The sequence below is a fragment of the candidate division TA06 bacterium genome (assembly GCA_016235665.1).
Classification (GTDB): domain Bacteria; phylum Edwardsbacteria; class AC1; order AC1; family EtOH8; genus UBA5202.
The window spans coordinates 135,678-159,999 of sequence record JACRJI010000012.1; the positions used below are offsets into that span (position 1 = coordinate 135,678).

At 54.9% G+C, this 24,322-nt stretch carries 21 protein-coding genes; 13 read left to right on the forward strand and 8 right to left on the reverse strand.

Annotated features, from left to right (window positions below):
* Window positions 1-112: 112 nt before the first annotated feature.
* Window positions 113-1,249: a TMEM43 family protein gene (locus tag HZA73_07315; GenBank protein ID MBI5805839.1), complete on the forward strand. Its 1,137-nt coding sequence runs from the start codon at window positions 113-115 to the stop codon at window positions 1,247-1,249.
* 151 nt (window positions 1,250-1,400) lie between these two features.
* Here HZA73_07315 and HZA73_07320 read toward each other — a convergent pair whose 3' ends face one another.
* The 8 genes from HZA73_07320 to HZA73_07355 all read right to left on the reverse strand — a co-directional run bounded on the left by HZA73_07320 (window position 1,401) and on the right by HZA73_07355 (window position 11,364).
* The gene (locus tag HZA73_07320; GenBank protein ID MBI5805840.1) at window positions 1,401-2,156 is read right to left on the reverse strand and encodes a tetratricopeptide repeat protein; all 756 of its coding nucleotides are present in this window, start codon (window positions 2,154-2,156) and stop codon (window positions 1,401-1,403) included.
* A gap of 298 nt (window positions 2,157-2,454) precedes the next feature.
* A complete protein-coding gene (locus HZA73_07325) occupies window positions 2,455-4,233 on the reverse strand; it encodes a protein BatD (protein ID MBI5805841.1) in 1,779 nt (592 codons plus the stop codon).
* Between the two features lie 10 nt (window positions 4,234-4,243).
* Complete coding sequence (locus HZA73_07330; GenBank protein ID MBI5805842.1) at window positions 4,244-5,443, reverse strand: MFS transporter; 1,200 nt, start codon at window positions 5,441-5,443, stop codon at window positions 4,244-4,246.
* Entirely contained in the window at window positions 5,440-7,110 is a 1,671-nt protein-coding gene (locus HZA73_07335) for a VWA domain-containing protein (GenBank protein ID MBI5805843.1), read from the reverse strand. The genes HZA73_07330 and HZA73_07335 overlap by 4 nt, the downstream gene beginning before the upstream one ends.
* Window positions 7,107-8,087 carry a VWA domain-containing protein gene (locus HZA73_07340; protein ID MBI5805844.1) on the reverse strand — a complete coding sequence of 327 codons (981 nt, stop codon included), beginning with the start codon at window positions 8,085-8,087 and terminating at the stop codon, window positions 7,107-7,109. The genes HZA73_07335 and HZA73_07340 overlap by 4 nt, the downstream gene beginning before the upstream one ends.
* Window positions 8,088-8,089: 2 nt before the next feature.
* Window positions 8,090-9,010 carry a hypothetical protein gene (locus tag HZA73_07345; GenBank protein MBI5805845.1) on the reverse strand — a complete coding sequence of 307 codons (921 nt, stop codon included), beginning with the start codon at window positions 9,008-9,010 and terminating at the stop codon, window positions 8,090-8,092.
* Window positions 9,011-9,331: 321 nt separating this feature from the next.
* Window positions 9,332-10,225 carry a DUF58 domain-containing protein gene (locus HZA73_07350; protein ID MBI5805846.1) on the reverse strand — a complete coding sequence of 298 codons (894 nt, stop codon included), beginning with the start codon at window positions 10,223-10,225 and terminating at the stop codon, window positions 9,332-9,334.
* 137 nt (window positions 10,226-10,362) lie between these two features.
* Window positions 10,363-11,364 carry a MoxR family ATPase gene (locus HZA73_07355; GenBank protein ID MBI5805847.1) on the reverse strand — a complete coding sequence of 334 codons (1,002 nt, stop codon included), beginning with the start codon at window positions 11,362-11,364 and terminating at the stop codon, window positions 10,363-10,365.
* A 416-nt stretch (window positions 11,365-11,780) separates the two neighbouring features.
* Here HZA73_07355 and HZA73_07360 point away from each other — a divergent pair, with 416 nt between their 5' ends.
* The 12 genes from HZA73_07360 (at window position 11,781) to panB (ending at window position 24,282) form a co-directional block, all read left to right on the forward strand.
* Window positions 11,781-11,996 carry a hypothetical protein gene (locus HZA73_07360; GenBank protein ID MBI5805848.1) on the forward strand — a complete coding sequence of 72 codons (216 nt, stop codon included), beginning with the start codon at window positions 11,781-11,783 and terminating at the stop codon, window positions 11,994-11,996.
* A gap of 12 nt (window positions 11,997-12,008) precedes the next feature.
* On the forward strand, window positions 12,009-12,449 hold the full coding sequence (locus tag HZA73_07365; protein MBI5805849.1) for an endonuclease domain-containing protein: 441 nt from the start codon (window positions 12,009-12,011) through the stop codon (window positions 12,447-12,449).
* The gene (polA, locus tag HZA73_07370) at window positions 12,437-15,052 is read left to right on the forward strand and encodes a DNA polymerase I (protein MBI5805850.1); all 2,616 of its coding nucleotides are present in this window, start codon (window positions 12,437-12,439) and stop codon (window positions 15,050-15,052) included. Before HZA73_07365 ends, polA begins: the two co-directional genes overlap by 13 nt.
* A gap of 69 nt (window positions 15,053-15,121) precedes the next feature.
* Window positions 15,122-15,454 (forward strand): hypothetical protein, encoded by a 333-nt coding sequence (locus HZA73_07375; protein ID MBI5805851.1) that lies wholly within the window; start codon window positions 15,122-15,124, stop codon window positions 15,452-15,454.
* Between the two features lie 32 nt (window positions 15,455-15,486).
* Window positions 15,487-16,113, forward strand: coding sequence for a dephospho-CoA kinase (locus tag HZA73_07380; protein ID MBI5805852.1), 627 nt, complete (start codon window positions 15,487-15,489; stop codon window positions 16,111-16,113).
* 70 nt (window positions 16,114-16,183) lie between these two features.
* Window positions 16,184-17,312, forward strand: a protein-coding gene (gene prfB, locus HZA73_07385; GenBank protein ID MBI5805853.1) for a peptide chain release factor 2 whose coding sequence is annotated in 2 segments (ribosomal slippage) — window positions 16,184-16,246 and window positions 16,248-17,312 — 1,128 coding nt in all. Because the reading frame shifts where the segments join, the coding sequence is not laid out codon by codon here.
* A gap of 57 nt (window positions 17,313-17,369) precedes the next feature.
* Window positions 17,370-17,606 (forward strand): Lrp/AsnC ligand binding domain-containing protein, encoded by a 237-nt coding sequence (locus tag HZA73_07390; protein ID MBI5805854.1) that lies wholly within the window; start codon window positions 17,370-17,372, stop codon window positions 17,604-17,606.
* Window positions 17,607-17,848: 242 nt separating this feature from the next.
* Entirely contained in the window at window positions 17,849-19,555 is a 1,707-nt protein-coding gene (locus tag HZA73_07395) for a T9SS type A sorting domain-containing protein (GenBank protein MBI5805855.1), read from the forward strand.
* Between the two features lie 234 nt (window positions 19,556-19,789).
* Window positions 19,790-21,196, forward strand: a complete 1,407-nt coding sequence (locus HZA73_07400; protein ID MBI5805856.1) for a T9SS type A sorting domain-containing protein — start codon at window positions 19,790-19,792, stop codon at window positions 21,194-21,196.
* Between the two features lie 171 nt (window positions 21,197-21,367).
* Entirely contained in the window at window positions 21,368-22,666 is a 1,299-nt protein-coding gene (gene asnS / locus HZA73_07405) for an asparagine--tRNA ligase (GenBank protein MBI5805857.1), read from the forward strand.
* A complete protein-coding gene (locus HZA73_07410) occupies window positions 22,663-23,307 on the forward strand; it encodes a hypothetical protein (GenBank protein MBI5805858.1) in 645 nt (214 codons plus the stop codon). Before asnS ends, HZA73_07410 begins: the two co-directional genes overlap by 4 nt.
* Window positions 23,308-23,472: 165 nt before the next feature.
* Complete coding sequence (gene panB, locus HZA73_07415; protein ID MBI5805859.1) at window positions 23,473-24,282, forward strand: 3-methyl-2-oxobutanoate hydroxymethyltransferase; 810 nt, start codon at window positions 23,473-23,475, stop codon at window positions 24,280-24,282.
* Window positions 24,283-24,322: the final 40 nt, after the last annotated feature.

The window sequence follows — 24,322 nt, forward strand, 5'->3', positions numbered from 1 at the left end:
ATGGCATGATGTCTGTCATTAGCCCAGTCCGTAAGGGCTGGGCTAATGGACGAAACTAATTGTTTACAGAAATACTCCTAATAAACTGAAACAGATATAAGGAGGATGGACCATGGCGGACCAGTTCACCGAAACCGTCACCACCGGGTGGGGCAAAAGGATCATGAACTCCTTCATGGGAGTGCTGATAGGCATCCTGCTGTTCTTCTTCTCCTTCGTGGTCCTGTGGAAGACCGAGGGCCGCACCAATTATGCAAAGATCGCCGGCAAGGCGGTGGCCCTGTCCACGCAGTCCGTGGACCAGAACGGCCAGGACCAGCTGGTCTCGGCCACCGGAGCCCTGGAAACTCCAGATTCGGTGGGCGATCCGGAGTTCCTGCGGCCCGGCAGCTACATTATGCTGCAGCGGACGGTGGAGATGTACGCCTGGAGGGAGCGCTCCAGTTCAAAGTCCGAGAAAAAGATGGGCGGCAGCGAGACCACCACCACTACTTACACCTACGAAAAAGAATGGACCTCCAACCCGGAGAACTCAGCCGAGTTCAAGAAGCCCGAGGGCCACGCCAATCCCGGCTTGGATATTGCGGAAAAGGAATTCTATGCCAGCCAGGCCAAACTGGGGGCCTATGAGCTGGATATCCAGAACATGCAGCTGCCGGACGCCCCGAAATTAGAGATAGGACAGAACGACCTGTCGCCGGAGATGCCCGACAGCTTCAAGCTTTCACAAGGTTATTTGTTCAAGGGGAAGGGGACCTTAAGCGAACCGGAAGTGGGCGATATCCGTTTGAGCTTCGGGGCCATCGCTTCCGGCAAAAAGGTGACGGTCTTCGGCAAGCTGATCGGCGGGGCCATTGAGCCGTATATGATCAAGGGCGAGACCAAGTTCTACCGGGCCATGGCCGGCACCAGGGACGAGGCCATAGCCCAGCTTAAGGCGGAGTACAAGATGACCGGTTGGATCGGCCGGATCATCGGCTTTTTGATGATGTGGATCGGGATGCTGATGCTGCTTGGTCCGCTGCACACCGTGCTGGATGTCCTGCCGTTCCTGGGCACCGCCAGCCGCTTTGTGGTGGGGCTGATGACCTTTCCCATTGCCCTGGTGCTGTCTCTGGTAACCATCATCGTCTCCATGATAGCCCATAATATCATCGCTCTGGTGATCGTGCTGGCGCTGGTGGCCGGAGGGATCTTGTTCCTGATGCGAAAGAAGAAACAGCCGGTAGCTCAGGCAGCGGTGAAATAAACGGAAGACAAAAAATAGCCCAGGCATTAATGCCTGGGCTATTTTGTTTTTGTCAATTATTAACTCAACCCACTTCGGCTCTGCTCAGCGCAAGCCTTACTCCCCTTCTCTTTTAAAGAGAAGGGGACGGGGGATGAGTTCCCTTCGGGGACTAAAACACTCTTTCCACTTCATCTCTCCTGACCCATCCCCCGATGCCCCCGGGCATCTGGATCAGCAGGTACTCGCCCCGGGTCTCCTTGATCTGTCCCTCGGTGCCGTCGTGGACCAGGATGATCTGCTTGTACTCCGGGCCGGGGCCGCTCAAGGCGCTGACCTCGGCGGCAGTGATCACCACCGGGAACTGCTGCCGCTCGTTCCTCCAGGTTAAAAGGTCAGCCAGGAAAAAGAGGAAGACCAAAACCCAGAAAATGGAAATGTAAGCATAAGCCTTTTTACGGTAGATCACGAACAGGGCCAGCATCAAAGAACCAAGCCCAAAGCAGATCAGGGCCATCAGGGCGGCTTCGCGCTCCGAAAAAAAGTGGAACAGGTCGTAAAGGAGCCTGGAAAAAGGGTCGGGCACTGTCAGTATCTTGTCGGCCCGGTAACTGCGGACGAATTCAAGGTTGGCCCGGATGTCCCGGTCCCGGGGGCTTAAGTACTGGGCCCGGCGGTAGCTGGCCAAGGCCTGTCCGGCCTGTCCGTTCTTGAAATAGGCATTACCCAGGTTATACAGCACCGAGGCATCCGGCCCGGCCTGCAGGGCCTGCTGATAGGCGGCCACGGCTCCGGCGTAGTCGTTCTGGCTGTAACACTTGTTGCCCAGGTTGTAGAATTCAGCCGGGCTTAAGGCGATGGCGATATAGAGTAATAGATGGGTCAGCATAACATTAGTTATTGGATAATGTTTATCTAATTTGATCATGTTCTTTTTCTTTTTTGTGCCGCCAAATAAGAAAAAGAACCAAAAAGAAAAAAGCTCGTCGCAAAATACTATCCGGGCCACGCTTACGCCAAGGCTTCAGCGGGCCCGCGCTGCGCTTCTCGTTGATGGCGGGCTTGTCTGAACTCGGGCTTTGGCCCAGCCCTCAAACAGGCCAGACAAGCTTTTTCCGCCATAAACTGCGATGCTCACTGATAGAATTTAACGCGACATACGGGGTGGCACCGGTAGATCAGTACATTTCTGGTGCTATCTGGATAATTGTTATTGAACATTAGAGCTACAGTTGGCTCAGTATCTCCCGGGACCTTTCGAACAGCTCCCGGGGCGTTTTGTATGCGGCCTGTCCCGGCGAGAACCGGGCGATGTCGCATTGCTCGATTATCTCGATGATCTTCTCCACCAGTCCTGGCGCCAGGTTCAGCTGCAGAAGCCCGGCCTTGAGTTGGTCCTTGGAAAGGGCGTGGGTGTCCAAATTGTAGCGGTCGCCTACATATCCCAGCACCGCCTGGAAAAGCACGGCGTAAAATTCCTGGCGGGGATCGTTCTGCAGCAGCTTTTCGGCGGCCTTCAGCCTCTTTTTGACCAGGGCCCCTGATCTGTGTTTGCGGGCATAACCCCGGTCGCTGTCCAATTTGTTGCGGTGAGCGCGATAGAGGAACGATAGACCCAGCAGGGCGAACGACAGCAGATAACCAAATCCCAATAGCCACCACGGCGGCTGTTTTAAAGGTTTGATCTCCGTTCGGTCCGGCTTGATGTAATTAATGTCGGTGCCCAGCACCTTCAGGCCGGTGGCTTCCACCAGCGGGGCATTGGGGGTGCAGCCGGTGGCGGTGCATTCCAAAACCTTTGACTGGAGGGTGTGGTAGCTTTTGTCGCCGGGATCAAAATAGGCCATCTTGATGGCCGGCAGGACGTACTTGCCGTCGGCCTGGGGGATGACCGGGTAGCGGAAGGTCTTGGAGCCTTTGATGACATCGCCCGAGGCCTGGATCTGGTCCTTGATCTCGGGGTCCAGTATCTTAAGGCCCGTGGCTGGAGGAATGACGGGCTTTTCGATCAGCCTGATGTTCCCGGTGCCGGAGACCTTGATGGTCAAGTTGATGGGCTCGCTGTCGGTGGTGGAGGTTCTGTCCAGTTCCGCGGTCATGGTGAACCTGCCCACCCCGCCGGTGAATTCCGCCGGCTTGCCGCTCTCCGGCAGGGGCAGCACCGTCAAGCGCAGGGGTTTGGATTCCACCTTGACGGCCTGGGTAGTGCCGAACATGTCAAATATATCACGGGAACCCTGCACCACGCCGACGTTCATGGACAGGGGGCCTATCTCGACCTCTCCGGATGTGACCGGGAACAGGGCGGTCTTTTTAAGCAGGGCCACCTCAAATTGCTTGCCGTCGACCACCTTGCGCTGGAAATTAAGCTTATCCGCGTCATATATCTTCTCCGGCCAGAAACCGCTGAATGAAGGCATCTGGACATCTCCGACGCCGCTTATCTGAAAACGGTTGTAAAGGGAGAACTCCACGTTGACCTGCTCGCCCTGGTAAACCGTCTTTCTGCTGGCGTTGGCCGAAAGGAAGAGATTGCCGTCAATAGGCACCCTGGATTGCGAGGTTTGGGAGTTTTGTCCCTGCTGTCTGGGCTGGGCCTGGGCGGTCTTGGTCACCTCGATGCTGATGGGCTGGCTTTGGTACTCCTGGCCTTCGTAGTTTATTTTGCAAGGGCCGATGGTCAGCTGGCCGGTCTTCTTGGCGCTGAGGTAGTAGACGAAGTTGACGGTGGCCTGCTTCTTCATGCTGCCGTTGATGATCGAGATGCTGGTGGACTGGGAGGAGGAGCTGCCCAGCAGGTTGAAATCGGGCAGGTCCGGCAGCTGGGGCTTGGGGACCGTGGCCATGCCCTCGCCCTGGACGGTGACGTTCAAAGTGAATTGTTCGCCCAGGCCCACCGTGCTTTGGTCCACCGAGGCGTTGAAATCGATGCCGGCGGCACATACACTGGTAACGAGGGCAAAAGTCACCAGGACGGCAGAAAATATTTTTACAAAGGTAGTCATAGAATATTCGTTATTTTCTCTGGGTATCCAAGTATTTATTTTGAAATGAAAGGTAGTAAAAGGTATATGCTAAAGCAACCGCCCCTAAAAAGCCGAAACCTGCAAAGATATCGAAACGGGTGCTGAAAAACCCGAACAAGAGACCCACTACAATGGAGCCGATCCTCAAAGCCAGAGATTGAAATGATTCGATCGTGGCGCGATGAGAGGAGTCTATGCGGTGATGGAGATATCCCAGCGACAAAGGCTGGGCTGCGCCGACCAGCGAAAAGGCTGCCATGAACGGGACGAGACCCCAAGGAGAGCGGATACGGCTGGAAACGATGAAGCATACCGACAAAACGACCAATATGGCAGACAGTACCATTTTCAGTGGTATCCGATCCTTGTATTTAACGGCCAGGTAGCCGGAAGCATTATACAAAAAACCGAAACCGGCGCTGATGATGCCGAAATATACCAATGGTATGCCTACTTCCTTATTGTAGACCTGGTAGTACTCCCAGAAATAATTCACTATGGAGCCGATAATGACGCCGTAAAAAATAACAAACAACAAGGAATGGGATTTTCTTAGGAACTGGAATGCCTCCTGCATATGTTTCCAGTACGAACCCTCGCCGTTATCTTCACTGGTGACTACTTTCGGGTTTTTAAGGCTGAGGGCAAAGAAAAATGAAGCCGTGACGCTTATCACCGACATCCAGTAGTTGAAGGTATAGCCTTTTCTGGAGGCCATATACCCTCCTAACAGGGCGGCGGAAGCGGCGGCGGCGAAATCTAAAATATTGATCCGGGCCAGTTTGTTTTCAAAGAAGGATTCCTGTCCTTGCTCCTTCAGGGTATCGTACAGAATTGAATTGAGGGTCCCGCTGGCTAAGGCCCCGGCTATCGCCGCCGAGACCATTGACAGTGAAAATATCCAGAAATTATAAGCGAAGATCAGTATGAAGAATTCAAAGAAAGTAAAAAAAGCGCTCAGTACCATGACCTTCTTCCGGTCCCATTTGTCGGCCAATGCTCCGGTGGGTATTTCCAGCAGGCTGACTATGGTCAGGTAAATGACCTCCAAATAGACCATTTGCTGGATGGAAAGGCCGCGCTCCAAAGCGAACAGACGCTCGATAACATAAGCGAAGATCAAAGTGTGAAAGAATAAATATCCGTATATCTTCCAGATATTCGATCCTACGCCCTTGTATGTTATCACCAGTCCTTCTCCGCGTTCTCCTTCTGGGGCTGGCGTTCCTTCTGCTTCTTCATGTTCTCCTTTTCCTTGTTCTGCAGGGCCTGAAGCATGCGGTTGGCGTCATCCTTGTTGATCTGCCCCTTTTGGGGCTGGGGCTTGGGCTGCTGTTGCTGCTGTTGATTCTGTTGTTTTTGCTGCTGTTGCTTTTGTTGCTGGTCCTGCTTGGTGGAATCGCTTTTGGATTCCTCCTTCTTCTTCCAGCAAAATTCCAGGTTCTGCTTGGCCTGCTGGTCGCCGGGGTCCAGCACCAGGGCGGCGGTGTATGAGCCTATGGCCTCGTCCAGCTTCTGCGCCTTGAACTGGCAGTTGCCAATGTTGTACAGGGTCCGGGCCTGCAGTTTCTTGTCCTTGGTCAGCAGGGACAGCTGGAACTCGGAAACGGCCTCGGGATATTTGCTCAGTTTATACAGCGCCCGGCCGATGTTGTAGTGTATCTTAACATTATCCGGTTCAAAAACCAAGGCCTCCTGGTACTTTTTAAGGGCTTCCTCGTAATTGCCCTTTTTGTAGGCCTGGTTGCCGGAGCGCATGTCGGAGCCGACACCAGCTTGGACCGCGGTCGAAGGCAGAAGGCAAAAGGCAGAAATTAGGATCACCAATTTGAAACGGGAAAGCTTCAGTTCCGGGAACCATTTTCCCCGCCGGTCGCTGATGAATATCCCGGTCATTATGAAGATAAAGGCCGCCAGCAAAAAGTACTGGTAGCGCTCCTGATACTGCACAAAATCTCCTCCGCCGATGTCCTTCTTCTTCAGCTGGTCCAATGACAACAGCAGGGCGTCCAGGTTAAGGGCCTGGCTCCGGAAATAGCGTCCGTCTGCGGCCTTGGCCATCACCAGCAGCAGGCGCTCGGCCAGCCGGGAGACCACCACCTGGTCCTTCTGGTCCTTCTTGTAAGACACACCGTAGCCGCTCTGGTCGCTCTCCGGTATGGTGGAGCCTTCCAAAGTACCCACGCCCACCGCGTAGATCCGGATGCCCTGCTCGGCCGCCAGCTTGGCCGCCTGCATGGGGTCTCCCTCCAGGTTATCGCCGTCGGTGATCAGCACCAGGGCTTTGGAGGCGCCTTCCTTGGCGTCAAACAGGGTGGAGGAGACCTCGATGGCCCGCTGGATATTGGTGCCGGGTTTGGGAATGTTCCCGGGCTCGATGATGTCCAGGAACATCTTGGCGGCGTCCACATCCGTTGTCAGCGGGCACATCACGTAGCAGTCGCCGGCAAAGGCGGTGATGCCTACCTGGTTGGCACTGAGGTTGTCCAAAAGCGAGGACACTTCCACCTTGGCCCTCTCCAACCGGCTGGGTTGGATGTCCCCGGCCAGCATGCTTTTTGAGGCGTCCAGGGCGATGACCACGTCGATTCCCCGGCCCTTGTAGCTCTGCAGTTTCTCGCCCCACTGGGGCCGGGCGGCGGCCAGGATCAAAAAGAAGAAGCCTAAAAGCAGCAGCGTTGCCTTGGCCAAGGCCAGCCTGCCGCTGTAATTGGCGCTGATCCTGGCCAGCAGCTCCCGCTCGGCCAGCTTTTGCCCGGCCCGGGACTTAAGCCAGCGGCCCCACAGCAGGGCCAGCACCATCAGGGGCAGGGCCAGCAGCAGATAAAGATATTGCGGTTGGGCCCACTTGATCATGGCAGCCTCCTGGCCACGGTCAGCGCCAAGGCCATTCCCAAAAGCATCAGGAACAGGGCCGGGAACAGGAAGAGGTAGGCTTTTTCGGAATACACGGTATGGCGGTTGACTTTATAAGTGGTGGGTTCCAGTTTGTTGATCTCGTCGTAGATGATCTTCAGCGCCTCGTCATCGGTGGCCAGGAAGGCCCGTCCCCCGGTTATCTTGGCGATCTCGTCCAAGGGCTTCATGTCGAACTCCATGTTCACGGTCTGGGGCCGCGGTCCCCAGAAGGGGTCGTTGACCATGATCGTCACCGGGCCGTTGGTCCCGATGCCGATGCAGTAGACCTTGATGCCGAAGCTCTGGGCCAGCCGGGCGGCGGTCAGGGGGTCGATATCCCCGGCGTTGTTGAGGCCGTCGGTCAGTAGGATTATCAGCTTGTCTTTTGACTTGGAGTCCTTGAGCCGGGAGACGGCCGAGGCCAGTCCCATGCCGATGGCGGTGCGGGTGGGGTCTATGGTTCCCACCTGCAGCCGGTCGATGATACCGCCCAGGATGGTGCGGTTGATGGTCAGCGGGCACTGGGCCATGGAGCCGTTGGCGAAGGCCACCAGTCCTATCCGGTCGCCCGCCCGCTTGGCGATGAATTCCTTGGCCCGTTCCTTGGCCACGTACAGCCGGTTCCTGGGGCTGAAATCCTCGTATTTCATGGTCTCCGAGACATCCAGGCAAAGCATGATGTCCACGCCCTTGACCTCCACCTCCTCGTAAACCCTTCCCCGCTGGGGGCGGGCCAGGGCCAGGGTCATGAAAACCAAAGCCAGGAGGTTCAGGGCCAGCAGCAGGTATTTCAGAATGTCCGATCTCTTCTTATAGCCGGCGAAGAACGAAGTGTCGGAGAATATCACCGCTCCGGTCCTCTTCTTCAACTCCAGCCACAATAGAAGGGCGATGGGTAGCAGCAGCAGCAGATATAATGGTGAAGCGAAGCGCATATCTATACGGCCTCCGTTGCCGGCTTTTCGCTTTTAGCCTTCCCGGCGGGTTCCGGAGGGAGGGGGATGGTCCGGGTGATCAGGTCCCTGACGGTTTCCATGGCTTGGGCGGTCTCCTGTTCCGGGGGCACGGCCTTGGCGTACTTGACCAGGTCGGCCCGGTTCAAAAAGTCTGAGAATTCCTGCCGCAGGGGCGTTTTGTATATTTTTAAATTCAAAACGATCTCGGTGGTGGTCTGCTCCACCGCGTTGAACTCAAAACGCCTTTCGATATAGCGTTTGAGAATTTCGGACAAGGCGTAATAATATTTGCTGACAAAACCCTTGGCCAGCCATTCGTCCTTGGGCAGATTGTCCAAGGCCTTCAACGCTTCCTCCCAGGGCGGCAGCGGGGCCAGGGCCAGTTCCCTGATCTTCTTAAGCTTTTTGTACAACTGCAAACTCAAGTAAACCAAGGCGGCCAGGACCAGGACCAGGGCCGGGATCAGCCACAGCCAGTAGTTGGGGAATTTTGCCTCGGGCTTAAGTTCATTGATGTCCTGCATCTTTGGGGACAGGACGCTGGTGATCTTCACCGTCAGGCTGTCGCTGCGCAGGGTGTCGGTCCTGTCCCCGGAAGACAGCAGAAAGAACAGCCGGGGCAGGGCCTGCTCGCCGGCCTTGAACCCGGCCATCTTCAGGCGGTACAGGTTCTCGTTGTAACCCTGGCGGCTTTTGGTCTTCAGCTGCTGGTCCAGGATCAGGAACGGTCCCAGGCTGTCGGCCAGGGGGCCGGTTATCTTGGTGCTGTTGGAGCAGGTCAGCTTCAGTTCGACGTAAAAGGGATCGCCCACCGTCAGCTTTTTAGGTGAGCATTTGGTGGAAAGAGTGGGACCGGAGGGCAGCTGGGTTAAAAGCAGCAATGTCAGAAGCAGATGGGTCATTATGTTCGGTATGATTATTTTAGTTTCTTATATGGGACGCAAATTTCCATTATGTTCTTTTCTTTTTGTGTCGCCAAAAAGAGAATAACCAAAAGAAAAAGCCCGTCGCTTAAAACTCTCCGGGCGTTGCGCTTCTCGTTGCCGGCGGGCTTGTCTGAACTTGGGCTTTGGCCAAGCCCTCAAACAGGCCAGACAAGCTTTTTCCGCCATCAACTGCGATGCTCACTGATCGTTTTAACGCGACAACCGGGATTGGAACCGGTTGATCAATCCGTGTTTCCTGTTTTCCTGGATTCCTTATAGATTAACCTGTGTCTTGCTTCAGTGGAATCTCTTGGCTCGCTGTTTGAAGAACTTGTGCAGCTTGGGGGTGAAATCCTCGGTAGTGGAGATGTCTATCTGGTCCACACTGAGCTGTTTGAACAGCCGGTCCTTTTCCTGGCGGGCGCTCTGGGTATAGTTGTAAAAGCCCTGGGCGATTTTCTTGTCGGAGAAATTGACAGTGTATATCTTTCCGCTTTCAGCATCCTCGACGTCCACCAAGCCGGCCGGGGGCAGACTCTGCTCGGCCGGGTCGCTGATGGACACGGCCACCAGGTCGTGGCGGCGGGAGGCGATGCCCAGGGCCGTCTTGAAATTCTGGGGCCGGTACCCCTGGCCCAAAAAGTCGCCGATGAAGAACACGATGGCCCGGTGCTTAAGGATGTGCATCAAAAATTCCAGGGCAGAGGAAGGGCTGGTGCCCTTGTGCTCCGGCTTAAAATACAGGATGTCCCGGATCAGCCGCATCACATGGAGCCGGCCCTTCTTAGGAGGGATGTACTTCTCCACCCGGTCGGTGAAGAACAGCAGGCCCACCTTGTCGTTGTTCTTGACCGCCGAGAAGGCCAGGGTGGCCGCCACCTGGGCGGCCTGCTCCACCTTGAAGCGGCCCCGGGTGCCGAAGTAGCCGGAGCCCGAGGCGTCCACGCACAGGATCACGGTCAGCTCCCGCTCCTCCACGAATTTCTTGACATAGGGGTGCCCCATCCGGGCGGTGACCTTCCAGTCTATGGACCGGACGTCGTCACCGGGCTGGTATTCCCGCACGTCCACGAACTCCATGCCGGTGCCCTTGAAGGTGGACTTGTACTCGCCGGCAAAGGTGGTGTTGACGATCTTCCGGGTGTGAAGCTCGATCTGGCGGATCTTTTTTATGAATTCAGGCGTCAGCATGACTTATAGGCACTTCTTTCCCCGCTAAAAACGCGAAACAACGCGAAATATTTTATTTCAATATACACTGGCTACTGGGTTCATGGTCCTTCGGGACTGACGATTTTAGAATAAAGAATAACCATTAACCAAGTGTATCAGGGAACCTCGACCCCGGCCAGGATCTTCTGGATCACATCGTCGGTGGTCACTTCCTCGGCCTCGGCCTCGTAGGACAGGATTATCCGGTGCCTCAGGATGTCCCCGGCCAGCTCCTTGACGTCCTCTGGTATCACGAAGCCGCGGCGCTTTAAAAAGGCTAAAGCCCGGGCGGCGGTGGTCAGGTTGATGGAGGCCCGGGGCGAAGCCCCGAAGCGGACCAGCCCTTTCAGGTCCTTCAATCCGTATTTCTCCGGCTCCCGGGTGGCGAACACCAGATCCACGATGTAATCCTTGATCTTCTTGTCGATGTAGATGCTCTTGCACAGCTCCCGGGCCTTGATGATGTCCGAGGTGTCTATCACCGCCTTGATCTTGGGCTCGCCAACTCCGGCGATCCGCTCTACGATCTCCTTTTCCTCCTCCTTGCTGGGGTAGGTGATCTTGATCTTCAGCAGAAAGCGGTCCAGCTGGGCCTCGGGCAGGGGATAGGTGCCCTCCTGCTCGATGGGGTTTTGGGTGGCCAGCACCAGGAAGGGGTCATCAAGCTTATAGGTCTGCTCGCCGATGGTCACCTGGCGCTCCTGCATGGCCTCCAGCAAAGCGCTCTGCACTTTCGGGGGCGTGCGGTTGATCTCGTCGGCCAAAATGAAGTTGGCGAAGATGGGTCCCTTGCTGGTGATGAATTCCCCGGTCTTCTGGTTGTAGATCAGCGTCCCCACTATGTCCGAGGGCAGCAGGTCCGGTGTGAACTGGATCCGCTGGTATTTTGCCTTGACGGCCGCCGCCACCGTCCGCACCGCGTAGGTCTTGGCCAGGCCGGGCACGCCCTCTATCAGGATGTGGCCGTTGGCCAGCAGGCCCACCAGCATCCGGCTGACCAGGTAGTTCTGGCCCACAATGGCCTTGGAGATCTCGGCGGTGATGGTCTGAACGATGACGCTCTTCTTTTCGATCTCTTCGTTGAGCTTCTTGATGTCGTCGTTGTTGAATTGTTCCATGGCTTATATTCTCCTTTAATTACTGACTTCTCTGGTCCGGGGGATACAATCCTATATTATAAAAAACATATTTTTTTTTGTCAAGGGGCAATGGTCTCGAAACGGCTGTTTGATGCACTTTGGCGGCGATCTCGACATGTTAAAAAAACATAAACCCCTTAAAATGTATGATTACGAGGTAAAAATCGGGAAAGTTTCATAATATTTCTAATTTTCTATATGAAATTAAAAAATGCTTGATTTTGGTTGGGTTTAAAGGTATGATTGACATCATACAATTCACGCATCTATCAAGCAAAAGCGGGAATATTACCTTATGACCAATAGAGGCCGACATAGGATGAAGGATTCAAGGATTAGTTCCTATAAAATATGAAATGAAGAAGAAATAATATGGTTGAAGCAGGAGGATTATCGTGAAAAACGAATTACAAAGTATTATTGCAATGTTTGCTGATGATAGTGGATTTGGTGATCCAGAGGCGAGACGAAACGCAGAACTCCGATTACAAATAATATTGGCTCAACAGCAAAGTAAAACAGCATCACGACTTAATCTCATGACTTTTTTACTTGTAGTTGTTGGGTTGCTCAATGCATTAATTCTTGCCTTTCAGGTATGGGGCAAGTAACTTATTGAGAAAATGGATAATAATGATAAACGAACCCCAGGCGTTTCTACCGGTCAATTTATCAGTAGAGATAAACGGGAAATGGCAAAACATATGCGCCAGCATATGACAGTTGCTGAGAAATGTTTTTGGAATGAGGTAAGAAAAAGAAGGTTCCCAGGATTACGGTTTAGAAGACAACAGGTGATTGATGGTTTTATCGCCGATTTTTATTGCAACGAATTAAGAATGGTTATTGAAATTGACGGAGGGATACATGAGAAACAGAAGGATTATGATAAGTTGAGAGACCAAATAATCAACCAACGTGGGATCAAAGTGTTAAGATTTAAGAACGAAGACGTGATAAATAGGATAGAGTGGGTATTGGAAACAATTTTGGGGTACGACCCCACCCTGCCCTCCCCTAAAGCTTTAGGGGAGGGAGAAAAGGGAGGGGTATGCCTAAACTGATCCTGGTCGACGGCACCGCCCTGGCCTACCGGGCCCACTTCGGGTTCATCCGCAACCCCCTGATCAACTCCAAGGGGGAGAACACCAGCGCCTCCTTCGGTTTCACCAACATGCTGATGCGGATGATCAAGGAGCACCAGCCTGACTACATCGGGGTGGCCTTCGACACCTCGGCCCCCACTTTCCGCGACAAGAAGTACGCCGAGTACAAGGCCCAGCGCCCCGGCATGCCAGAGGAACTGCGCTCCCAGCTGCCCCGGATCAAGGAGATCCTGAAGGCCCTGAACATAGCGGTGCTGCAGCAGGACGGCTTTGAAGCCGACGACGTGCTGGCCGGGCTGGCCAAGCAGGCCGAGGCCAAGGGCTGGATGTCCTACATCGCCACCGGGGACAAGGATCTTTTACAGGTGGTGACAGAGCGGATCAAAGTGATCAAGCCCCGGCTGGGCAAGAGCGACGAATCCATCTACGGCCCGGAGGATGTCCTCAAGGAATACGGGGTGACCCCGGACAGGATCAAGGACATCTTCGCCCTGTCGGGCGACTCGGCCGACAACGTGCCCGGGGTGCCGGGAATCGGCCCCAAGACCGCCACCGAGCTGATAATCCAGTTCGGCTCGTTCGACGACCTTTACAATAACCTGGATCAGGTCAAGAAGCCCCGGATAAAAAATCTTCTGGAAGAGCACCAGGACCAGGCCCGGCTCTGCAAGGAGCTGGTGACCCTGCACCTGGATCAGCTTCCCGACATTTCGCTGTCTTCGCTTAAGACCCACCAGCCGGACCAGGAAATTCTGGCCAAGCTTTTCAAGGAACTGGAATTCAATTCCCTATACCACGAGTTCGTCTCCGGGCAGATCAAGAAAGTGGCGCCCCAGGCGGTCACCGGCAAGGCCGAGTTGGAACTGCTGGCCGGGCGGCTGAAGCGCGAGGGCGAGATGTGCCTGGAATTGGAGACAGCTGACGGCCTGCCCTCAAAACTGTGCCTGTTCTGCCGGGGCCAGGCCCATATCATCGGCGGCCTGGATATCGGGAAACTAAAGAAGTCATTTGAAGACGCTGATATCTTAAAGACCGGACATGACCTGAAGAAGGCCATCAAAGCTTTGGCCGCATCGGACATTCAACTGAACGGGACGATGTTCGACACCATGATCGCCTCGTACCTGCTGGACCCATCCAAGCGCAACCACCAGTCGCTGGAAGCCCTGGCCGAGGAGCACCTGGGGATCAGCCTGGCCCAGCCGGGCGGGCCCGCCAAGAAGCAGACCGAGCTTGACTTTTCGGCCGAGTCCGGCCTGACCGACGAGCTGATGGCCAGGCGGGCCGACGCGGTGTCTTCGCTGAGATCAAAATTCGAGCCGGAGCTTAAGGACAAGGAACTGATCCAGCTGTTCCAAGAGATCGAGATGCCGCTGGTGAAGGTCCTATCGCAGATGGAAACCGAGGGGATCCTGCTGGACATCCCGGTCTTCAGCCAGATGTCCAAGGAGCTGGAGCGCCAGGTCAACAAACTGGAAAAGGAGATCTACCGGATTGCCGGCGAGGAGTTCAACCTGAACTCGCCCAAACAGCTGGGGACTATCCTTTTCGAGAAGCTGAAGATCGGCAAGGGCAAGAAGACCAAGACCGGCTTTTCCACCGACGTGGACGTTTTGACCAAGCTGGCCCTGCACCACGACCTGCCGAAATTGATCCTGGATTACCGCCAACTCTACAAGCTGAAATCCACCTACAGCGACGCCCTGCCGCTGGCCGCCGATCCAAAAAGTCACAGGCTGCACACCACCTTCAACCAGGCTCTCACCGAGACCGGCCGGCTTTCCTCCTCGGACCCCAATCTCCAGAACATCCCGATGAGGGAAGGGGTGGGGCGGGAGATCCGCAAGGGCTTCATCGCGCCCAAGGGCCAGCTGCTATTGTCGGCGGACTATTCGCAAGTCGAACTGCGCCTGGTGGCTCACCTTTCCGGTGACCAGCATTTAAGGCAGGCCTTCAAGTCGGGCCGGGACATCCACAGCGAGACCGCTTCGGCGGTGTTCGGGGTCAAGCCCGACCAGGTAGAGCCCGATATGCGGCGCAAGGCCAAGGCCATCAACTTCGGCATCGTCTACGGCATGGGGCCCTACGGGCTCTCCCAGCAGCTGGGGATAGGGGTGGAGGAGGCCTCGCATTTCATCGAGCACTACTTCAACCAGTTCCCCCAGGTGCAGGCCTGGATAGCGCTGACCACCGCCCGGGCCAAGAAGGACGGCTTCGTCTGCACCATGCTGGGCAGAAGGCGCTACCTGCCGGAGATCAACTCCGAGAACGGCCAGCGCCGGGCCTTTTCCGAGCGGACCGCGGTCAACACCCCCATCCAGGGCACGGCGGCCGATCTGATCAAGCTGGCCATGGTCAATATTTCCAGAAGATTGGAAGTTGAGAAGTTAAGAAGCAAGATGATACTCCAGGTCCACGACGAACTGCTGTTCGAGGTGCAGAAGGATGAGCTGGCCAAAGTGAAGAAACTGGTCAAGCAGGAGATGGAGCAGGCGGTGAATCTTGAGGTGCCAATAGTAGTGGAGATGGGCGAGGGGGAGAACTGGTTCCAGGCGCACTGATCGCATCGGGGAGAATAGCCACAAAGGCACTGAGACACAGAGAAAATACAATAGCATAGGATATGACCAATGAAACTAAGCAGGATACATCTATTGTTAATGATGGCCGCTATTCCGGTAACGGGCTTGGCCCAGCAAATCAGCGATACTTTACCGGCCGGGAAAGACCCGGTCCAAAGCGAGAGCCAGGCGGTGAGCGCCGCCAAACCGGCCGGTGTTCCTGCAGATCATGCAATGAACGTTCTGGGCTACGACCCCATTGGAGACGAAGAGGAAATGGATTCCATGGAGAACAGGGAGTCAGATGATTCCATGCCTTTTTGGCTGGAGCTTGACCCCGACCGGGATTATGACCCGCCGGACCAAAGGGAAAGGGAGCAGGAACAGGATGGCAGAGATTGAAGGCCGCTTCCTCCAAACATGAATAGATCAATATGTCAATGATCATCAAAAGAAAAATCGTGCTGGCCGGCCTGACCGGCGGGGCCGGCTCGGGCAAAAGCACGGCGGCCGGATATTTCCGCGGCTTGGGGGCAAAGGTCATCGATGCCGACCGGATCGGGCACGGCCTGCTGAAAGCCGGCTCGCCCTGCCATGACAAGGTCATCAAGGCTTTCGGCCCTGGCATAGCGGCCGGGGGCAGGATAAACCGGAAAGCTCTGGGCAAGGTCGTCTTTGGCAACAAAAGGGAAATGAGAAAACTGAACAGGATCGTTCATCCTTGTATTCTAACCGATATAAAAAATAAAATAGAAAAAATAAAAAATGGCGGGTTCAAGGGTCTGGTGATAGTGGACGCCGCGCTGATCGTGCCCTGGGGCCTGCAGAAGAAGCTGGATATTCTGATAGTGGTGGACACTCCGGTAAAGACCAGGCTGGAGCGTCTTGCGGCCAAGGGAATTTCCCCGGCTCAGGCCCGGAGAATAATGGCATCCCAGCTTCCGGTTTCAAAACTCAAACGGGAAGCGGACATAATTCTCGTCAATGACGGCAGCCTGTCCGGTCTGAAGAAAAAAGTGAATATGATCCACCGCTATCTGTTGGACCAAAGTTCAACTTGATTTTAAACAATGATTGGTTTAAAATCATACTACTGACAACAAAATCATAATATAAAAGGCAAGAGACAAAATGACGATCCCCGAATTGAAGCAGGGCTGCAAGGCGGCCCGGGAGAAACTGGCCCATCTCCGGAGGTATCTTTGACCTCGATAGATTAGAGAAAGAACTGGCCCAATACGAAGAACAGATGGCCGGGCCGGGCTTTTGGAACAACAACCTCAAGGCCAAGGAAGTGATAGCCCAGGCCAACCTGCGCAAGGACTGGGTGGAGGCCTGGCGGCAGCTGGACAAAAAATGCGCCGATGCCGCCGACCTTTTGGAAATGGTAGAGGAAGGTGACAGCGCTTCGCTGACGGAGATAGAGAACGACCTGAGGTCCCTGGATACTGGGGTGGAGACCCTGGAATACCGACACATGCTGCGGGGCGAGGACGACGCCCGGGACGCCATCATGACCATCCATCCCGGGGCCGGCGGCACAGAGAGCCAGGACTGGGCCGAAATGCTGCTGCGGATGTACACCCGGTGGATGGAGCGAAACGGTTACGCATACAAGATGATCGATCTCCAGCCGGGGGACGAGGCCGGGATCAAAAGCGCCACCCTGGAGGTGACCGGGAAATACGCCTTCGGCTACCTCAAGGCCGAGATCGGGGTGCACCGGCTGGTGAGGATCTCCCCATTTGACGCCAACAAGAGGCGGCACACCTCCTTCGCCTCCATCTTCGTCTATCCCGAGATCGACGACGAGATCAAGGTGGACATAGCGGAGTCCGACCTGCGGGTGGATGTCTACCGGGCCGGGTCGGCCGGGGGCCAGAACGTCAACAAGGTGGAGACGGCCATCCGGATGGTGCACATCCCCACCGGGATCGTGGTCTGCAGCCAGAACGAACGCTCCCAGTACCAGAACCGGATCAACGCCATGAAGGTCTTAAGGGCCAGGCTCTACCAGCACTACAAGGCCGAGGAGGACAAGAAAAGGCAGCACCTGGAGGCCGGCAAGGCCGACATCGCCTGGGGCAGCCAGATCCGCTCCTACGTCTTCCAGCCCTACACCATGGTCAAGGACCACCGCACCGGCCAGCAGGACGGGGACGTTCAGGCGGTGATGAACGGCGACCTGGACAAGTTCATATTTGCCTTTTTAAAGACCGGGGGAAAGTTTGAGCGGGTTGACAAAAGCGACGATTTATGATATCTTATAGACAACAAAACTTCATATTATATTCCGAAAGGAGGTGCAAGAATACTGATGTTTGCTGCTTATGAATTCATCAACTGCGATTCCGGCAAGGCCGAGGCGGTGGTCCGCTCTCTGCGCAAGATCAAGGGAGTGAAACAGGCTCACGTAGTGACCGGTTTGCATGATATCGTGGCCTATGTGGAATCCCCGAACCTGGGCGAGCTGACCAAGCTGATCATCGCCAAGATCCAGGGCACCAAGGGCGTCGGCAGGACCGTTACCTGCATCGTGGTCAACGGCAACTAAGAATCCTTTTCTCTGAACCCCCGTCTAATATATAGGCGGGGGTTTTTTATTGCATTAAAAATGCAATAAATTATCAAATATGATAATAGTTTCCCAGACATCAACGATTGTAATGCTATGCCAGACAACAATTAAAAACATATAATATGTTGGCACGGTTTATGCAATACTATGAATATAAAACGCTATAATATATGGTTTTCAAGTTATTCAGACCAAGGAATTATAGCTGGAGGAAAAACATGAAAAAACATTGTATAATAAAACTATCGTTGATTGCCGCTTTAATGCTAATCTCCCACCAAGCCTGGTCTTTCTCATTGGTGATGAATGCCAACCAGGTTCTGGAAAACAACGGCGGTTATTGGACCGATCCCGGCTATACTTATCAGGATGATGCTTTGTCAGCCTGGGTTTTGGGTACGGCCAATGGAGGCAGGTATTTAAGGGTCGGGCTGGAAGACCCGTCCATTGATACAACCAATATCATGATAACCGGGGTTACCATATATGCAAAGGCATACAGCAACTATTCCAAATCCAAGATCCGTCTGCAGCCGTATTTCAATAATGTTGCCGGTCTTGAATCCCCCGGCGTCAATCTGGGCACATCCGAAGTTCTCAGATCCTATGACATAACCTCACAGCGGGCCTGGACCTGGCAGGAACTTAAGGACCTCAGCGTCCGCGTTACCCCCAGGACCGGATCGTATTTTTACCTCAATCATGTTTTTGTGGTAGTGACCTATACCGACAGCACCATTTTGGGCGACTACAGTTTTGAATTTTCAACCATAGCCTCACCTGAGACTTTGGGCTATTATTTTCCCGTCAGGATCATAGTCCGGGACAGCCTGGGAGATACCGCCAAAAGCTATAACGGAAATGCCTCGATCTCCGATCTCACCGGAACCATCACGCCCATAAATGCCCAGTTTATTTCCGGCGTCTGCAACCTGCCGGTGATGATCGGCGAAAACACCGCCCTTACTTCCATTACGGTGGATGACGGGGACACCTCTGCCGTAAGCAACGGATTTTCGGTGGTGAGCGGACTGCATCACTTCTGGATAAGCCCAGTCGCTTCCCCCCAAACCGTCGGATCACCATTCCCGGTTAGCATCTCGGCCTGCGATTTCAACGGCGACACATTGACCACCTTTAACGGAAAAGCAGACCTGGTTGAAATCACTGGAGCGTTGATACAGGACTCCACCGGCAGTTTCACCTCCGGGGTCTGGAACGGGAACATAACCATCAACGGGGGCGCGGGAATCTACGATACTTTATGGGCCGAGTACACCAAGACCTCACACTCCAGCCGGGGGAAGAGCAATGCCTTTTTGCTGGCCAGTCCTTTGGGGTTGGAGATGACCGGGATGACGGCCGAGGTTGGCCCAAAGGCGGTGACGGTAACCTGGCAGACCCAGTGCGAACGCGGTTGCGCTTATTGGAAAATAGAAAGGTCATCAACCCCGGAAACGGGTTATCAGGAGGTTGGCCGGGTCAACGGAAGAGGCAATACCAATGCGCCCAGCGATTACAGTTTTAGCGATGCACAGGTTCCCAAAGCGGGAAGTTATTATTACCGCCTGGCCCAGGTCTCGACCTCCGGCACAGTAAGTTATTTCGGTCCGGTCTCGGCATACTGGAAAGGGGTAACAGAAGAGGTTCCGGGCTTTTTGAGGAGTTTTCCCAACCCTGCCCGCGGGGGGAGCATAAGCCTGGATTTCAATATCGGGCAAGAGCAAAAAACGGCCCTCAAAGTATACAGCATAACCGGGGCTTTAGTTAGAACCCTGCTGGACCAGACCCTTACAGTGGGAAAACACTCTTTCCTTTGGGATGGTAAAGACCAAGCGGGAAATAAAGTCGCTCCGGGGATCTATGTAATAAAATTGGCGGGAGAACGCACCAATATCACAGTTAAGCAGGTGTTGCTTAGATAGAGTGCCGGGGCATGGTACAAGAAGTGACGGGGCGGTTCCTGTATGAAACAGGAACGTGAGCAACCTGACACAGCATCATCTGCAATACCTCCGTCAAATAGAATAAAGGGGAGATTATTTTATCCATAAAGCAAGATAAATCCCCCGGCTATCACTTGATTTTGCATAAAATCGGGTGTATTATCAATAGTGTATATTGATTCTCTTGGTGGTTAAAAAGAAGGAGACAATGCCGTGAAAAAAACAGCATCATGTATCTTTGTGTTAATGATAGGGATGGTTTTGACCGCACAGGCTGGAGTGATGGTGCTTAATGCCAATGATTCACTGGCCGCAGCCGGGGCCTGGGCCGATGTTCCATACAGCTATGTTGATGACATGCTTTATACCGTCGGGATCGGCGCGGCCAACGGCAGCAAGAACTTCAGGGTGGGGCTGGCCGACCCGGCAGATACCGTTAACCAGAGGATCACGGGCGTAGTGATCTACGTCAAATGTTACCTGGCCGGTTCCAAAGGCAAGCTTCAGTTAATACCATTCTATAACGAGGTTCAGGGCACTGCTTCCGCTCCTTTGGGGCTGAGCGGCACGGAGATAACAAGATCCTTTGACATCACCGTCCAGAAGGCCCAATGGTTGTGGGAGGATATAAAGAGCCTTAGCGTTCAATTCAAACCGAAGACCGCCAAAACCTATTACGCCAATCATATCTTCACCGTGGTGACTAGCATCGATACTACGGCGGCCCAGGCCAGCCATAGGTTTGCTTTCGACCCCGTCGCCACGCCGGATACAGTGGGGGTGGCCTTTCCGCTGGGGATCAGCGTACTGGATTCGCTGGGAAGCCTTTTAACCAGTTATAACGGATCGGTTCTGATCAGCGACCAGACCGGGACCATCAGTCCGTTCATAGCCAATTTCACCGGCGGGCTGGCCGCGGCCAGCGTCACCATCAGCGACACCCTGCGCAACGATTTCATAGTCATTGACGACGGAGCAGCCAACGATACCAGCGGATTGTTCGATGTGGTCAACTCCGGGCTGCATCACTTTGCGGCGGATCCCATCGGGATGCAGATCAAAAACATTCCTTTCCCCATCAGTCTTTCGGCCCGTGACTTTTTCGACGACACGGTCGCCAGTTTCACCGGCAAAGCGGACCTGTGGGACAAGACCGGAACCCTGACCCCGGATTCCACCGGGGCGTTTACTGCCGGGGTCTGGAGCGGAAACGTCAACGTTGGCGCGGGAAGCAATTCCGACAGCATCTTCATCTCATATTATAACGGTAAAGTTATCGCCGGTGTCAGCAATGGTTTCTGGGTGGATGACCCCTTAGGGATCGAAACGGAAAAACCGTCAACGGCCATCACCGGCCCGGCCCGGCTTAACATCTTCCCCAATCCACTTTACCGCAAGGCAGAGTTCTCAATCTATTCACCCAAGGCAGGCTCAACCCGCATCATCGTTTACAACCTGCTGGGGCAGAAGGCCGCCCAGAAAGACTTGGGGAAAATAAATCCCGGAACGGTGAAACTAAATTGGGACCTTGGTTCCGCCCTGCCACAGGGTGTTTATTTTGCCGATCTTCAGGTCGACGGGAAAAGCGCGTCATTTAAGAAACTGGTGATCCTCAAGTAACGACAGACATGGCCATTCAAAAAGGCCCGCCGATGGCGGGCCTTTTTTCTTGACTATATGCTTGAAGTTTGGTAAATTTACAGTTCTACAGTCTTTGAAGACTTCAACAAAAACATTATCTGAGTCCGCCCATATCCAGGCCGGACTGCGGTGTGAATTTACGGAGGATCTATGAAACTGGACTGGGTTTATATTTCTGAAATCGGGAAACACCTGGGGCAGGAGGTCACTCTCAAGGGCTGGCTGTACAACAAGCGCTCCTCGGGCAAGATCCACTTCCTTCAGATCCGGGACGGCTCGGGCGTGATCCAGGGGGTGATGGTCAAGAGCGAGGTGGGCGACCCGGTCTTTGACCTGGGCGACAAGGTCACCCAGGAATCCTCCATCATCGTCAAGGGTTTGGTCAAGGAGGACAAGCGCTCGCCCTCTGGTTTTGAGCTGGGGGTCACCGATCTCAAGATAGTTCAGCTGACCCAGGACTATCCCATCACCCCCAAGGAGCACGGGCCGGCTTTCCTGATGGAGCACCGCCACCTGTGGATGCGCTCGTCCAAGCAGCACGCCACCTTAAGGGTCCGCGACACCATCGAGCAGGCCATCCACGCCTACATGCATAAGGAAGGGTTCATCCACACCCCGGCCCCCATTTTGACCCCCACCTCCTGCGAGGGCACCACCACTTTGTTCCAGACCGACTACTTCGGCGAGCCGGCCTTCCTGTCCCAGTCCGGCCAGATGTACATCGAGGCCACGGCCGCCGCCTTCGGCAAGGTCTACACCTTCACCCCGGCCTTTAGGGCCGAGAAGTCCAAGACCAGAAGGCACCTGACCGAACTGTGGATGATGGACGCCGAGGCCAGCTATTTTGAGCACGCCGAGAACATGCAGTGCCAGGAGGGAATGATCTGCGCCGTGGTGGAAAGGGTGTTGAGCGAATGCCAGAGCGAACTGAAGACACTGGAGCGCGACACCGCCCCGCTGGAGAAGATCAAGGGCCCCTTCCCCAGGATATCATACAAAGAGGCGGTGGAGTTGTGCAACAAGGCCGGGGTACACATAGAATACGGCGAGGATTTTGGGGCTCCGCACGACACCGCCATTGCCGGCTCCTTCGACAAGCCGGTGTTCGTGGACCGCTTCCCTGCGGTCATCAAATCCTTTTACATGCAGCCGGACCCCCAGGATCCTTCGGTAGTGCTGGGTTCCGACCTCTACGCTCCGGAGGGCTACGGCGAGATCATCGGCGGCAGCCAGCGCATCCACGACCTTGACCTGCTGCTGAAGAAGATGGAGGAGCACAAGGTGCCCTACGAGCCTTATAAATGGTACGTGGACCTGAGACGCTACGGCAGCGTGCCCCACTCCGGATTCGGGATCGGCATCGAGCGCACGGTCTGCTGGATGTGCGGACTGTCGCACATCCGCGAGGCCATACCGTTCGCCCGGATGCTGGAGAAGATATACCCTTGATCCTCGCACAAAAAATAAGATGGCCGGCTCTGCTGCCGGCCATCTTGCTGCTGGCCTTTTTCGGCTGCGGACCCAGGCCCCAGGGCACGCCCAGTTCCCAGGCCATCGAGATAAACCTGGAACCGGAGCAGTACCCGGCCGACGGCGTTCCGGAATTCGTGTTCCAGCCCAACAAGAAAAAATACCTGATAAAACCCAAGGCCGAGTATTTCTTGGACGGAGTGGTGCTGGGCAAGGAAAGATATGTTTACGACCGGGGGGCCGACCTCGCCCCTTACGACCTGGCCATCGCCTGGAGCAAACTGGTGATCACCAAACTTTACAAACAGCTCAAGTGGTCCCAGGAGGGGCGCTGGTATCTGTGGCGCTACGACCAGGATTTTCCCTTCGACAATGCCTTCGTGGCCCGTTATTCCGCCAACAACCACATCATCCCGGCCAACCGCAATCTCCGGGCGGCGCTGGGGCTGGTGAGGGAAGGCCAGAGCATAGGGCTTTCCGGCTACCTGGTGTATGTCCGCCAGGCCGAGGGCGAGGAATTCACCTGGAACAGCTCGCTCAGCCGGGAGGATGAGGGCGGAGGCTCCTGCGAGGTGTTCTACGTTACGGAGATCAGATACAAGGGGATGAGCTATAAATAACAATTTTTCCGGGTGTCGGGGGAGAGATATCCATGAAATATTCCGGATTATTATCATGAGGCACAGTAGGGACATAGCATGCTATGTCCCTACTGTATTTTTCCTTGATATCCTGTGTTTTTTGGTGTATGATTATCTGTTCAATACATTATCAGGAATAGAATTATGAACGAAAAGATCACTACCCGGACCCTGCTTAAAATGAAGCAAAAGGGAGAGAAGATCGCCAGTCTGACGGCCTACGATTTTCTCACCGCCCGGCTGCTGGACGAGTGCGGGATAGATCTGATCCTGGTGGGCGACTCGGCGGCCATGGTCTTCGCCGGCTACGAGAACACGTTGCCGATCACCATGGAAAACATGCTCTACCACACCGCCGCTGTCAAGCGCGGGGTCAAGCGAGCCATGGTGGTGGCCGACATGCCGTTCCTGTCCTACCAGACCTCCATCGCCGACGCGGCCTACAACGCCGGGAGGTTCCTCAAGGAATCGGGAGCCGAGGCGGTCAAGATCGAGGGCGGCCGGGTGGCGGCCCCCATCGTCAAGAACCTGGTGGAGCGCGGCATCCCGGTGATGGGCCACCTGGGCCTCACCCCCCAGTCCATCCACAAGTTCGGGGGCTACCAGCTGCAGGCCAAGGACAAGGAGTCGGCCGAGCGCCTGCTGGCGGCGGCCAAGGCCCTGGAGAACGCCGGTTGTTTTGCCATCGTGCTGGAGAAGATACCGCACCAGGTGGCCAAGCGGGTCTCGGAGAGCCTGACCATCCCCACCATCGGCATCGGGGCCGGGCCGCACTGCGACGGGCAGATCCTGGTGGTGGACGACATGGACGGGAGGTTCGAGGACTTCGTGCCCAAGTTCGTGAGGCAATATGCCCACATAGCCAAGGACATGAGGCAGGCCTTCAAGGGGTACATCGGGGATGTGAAAGGGAAGAGTTTTCCGAACATGGAGGAGAGTTTCTCGGAGGAGTGACCGCTGCCACCAAGACACTAAGACACCAAGAACTCATTAC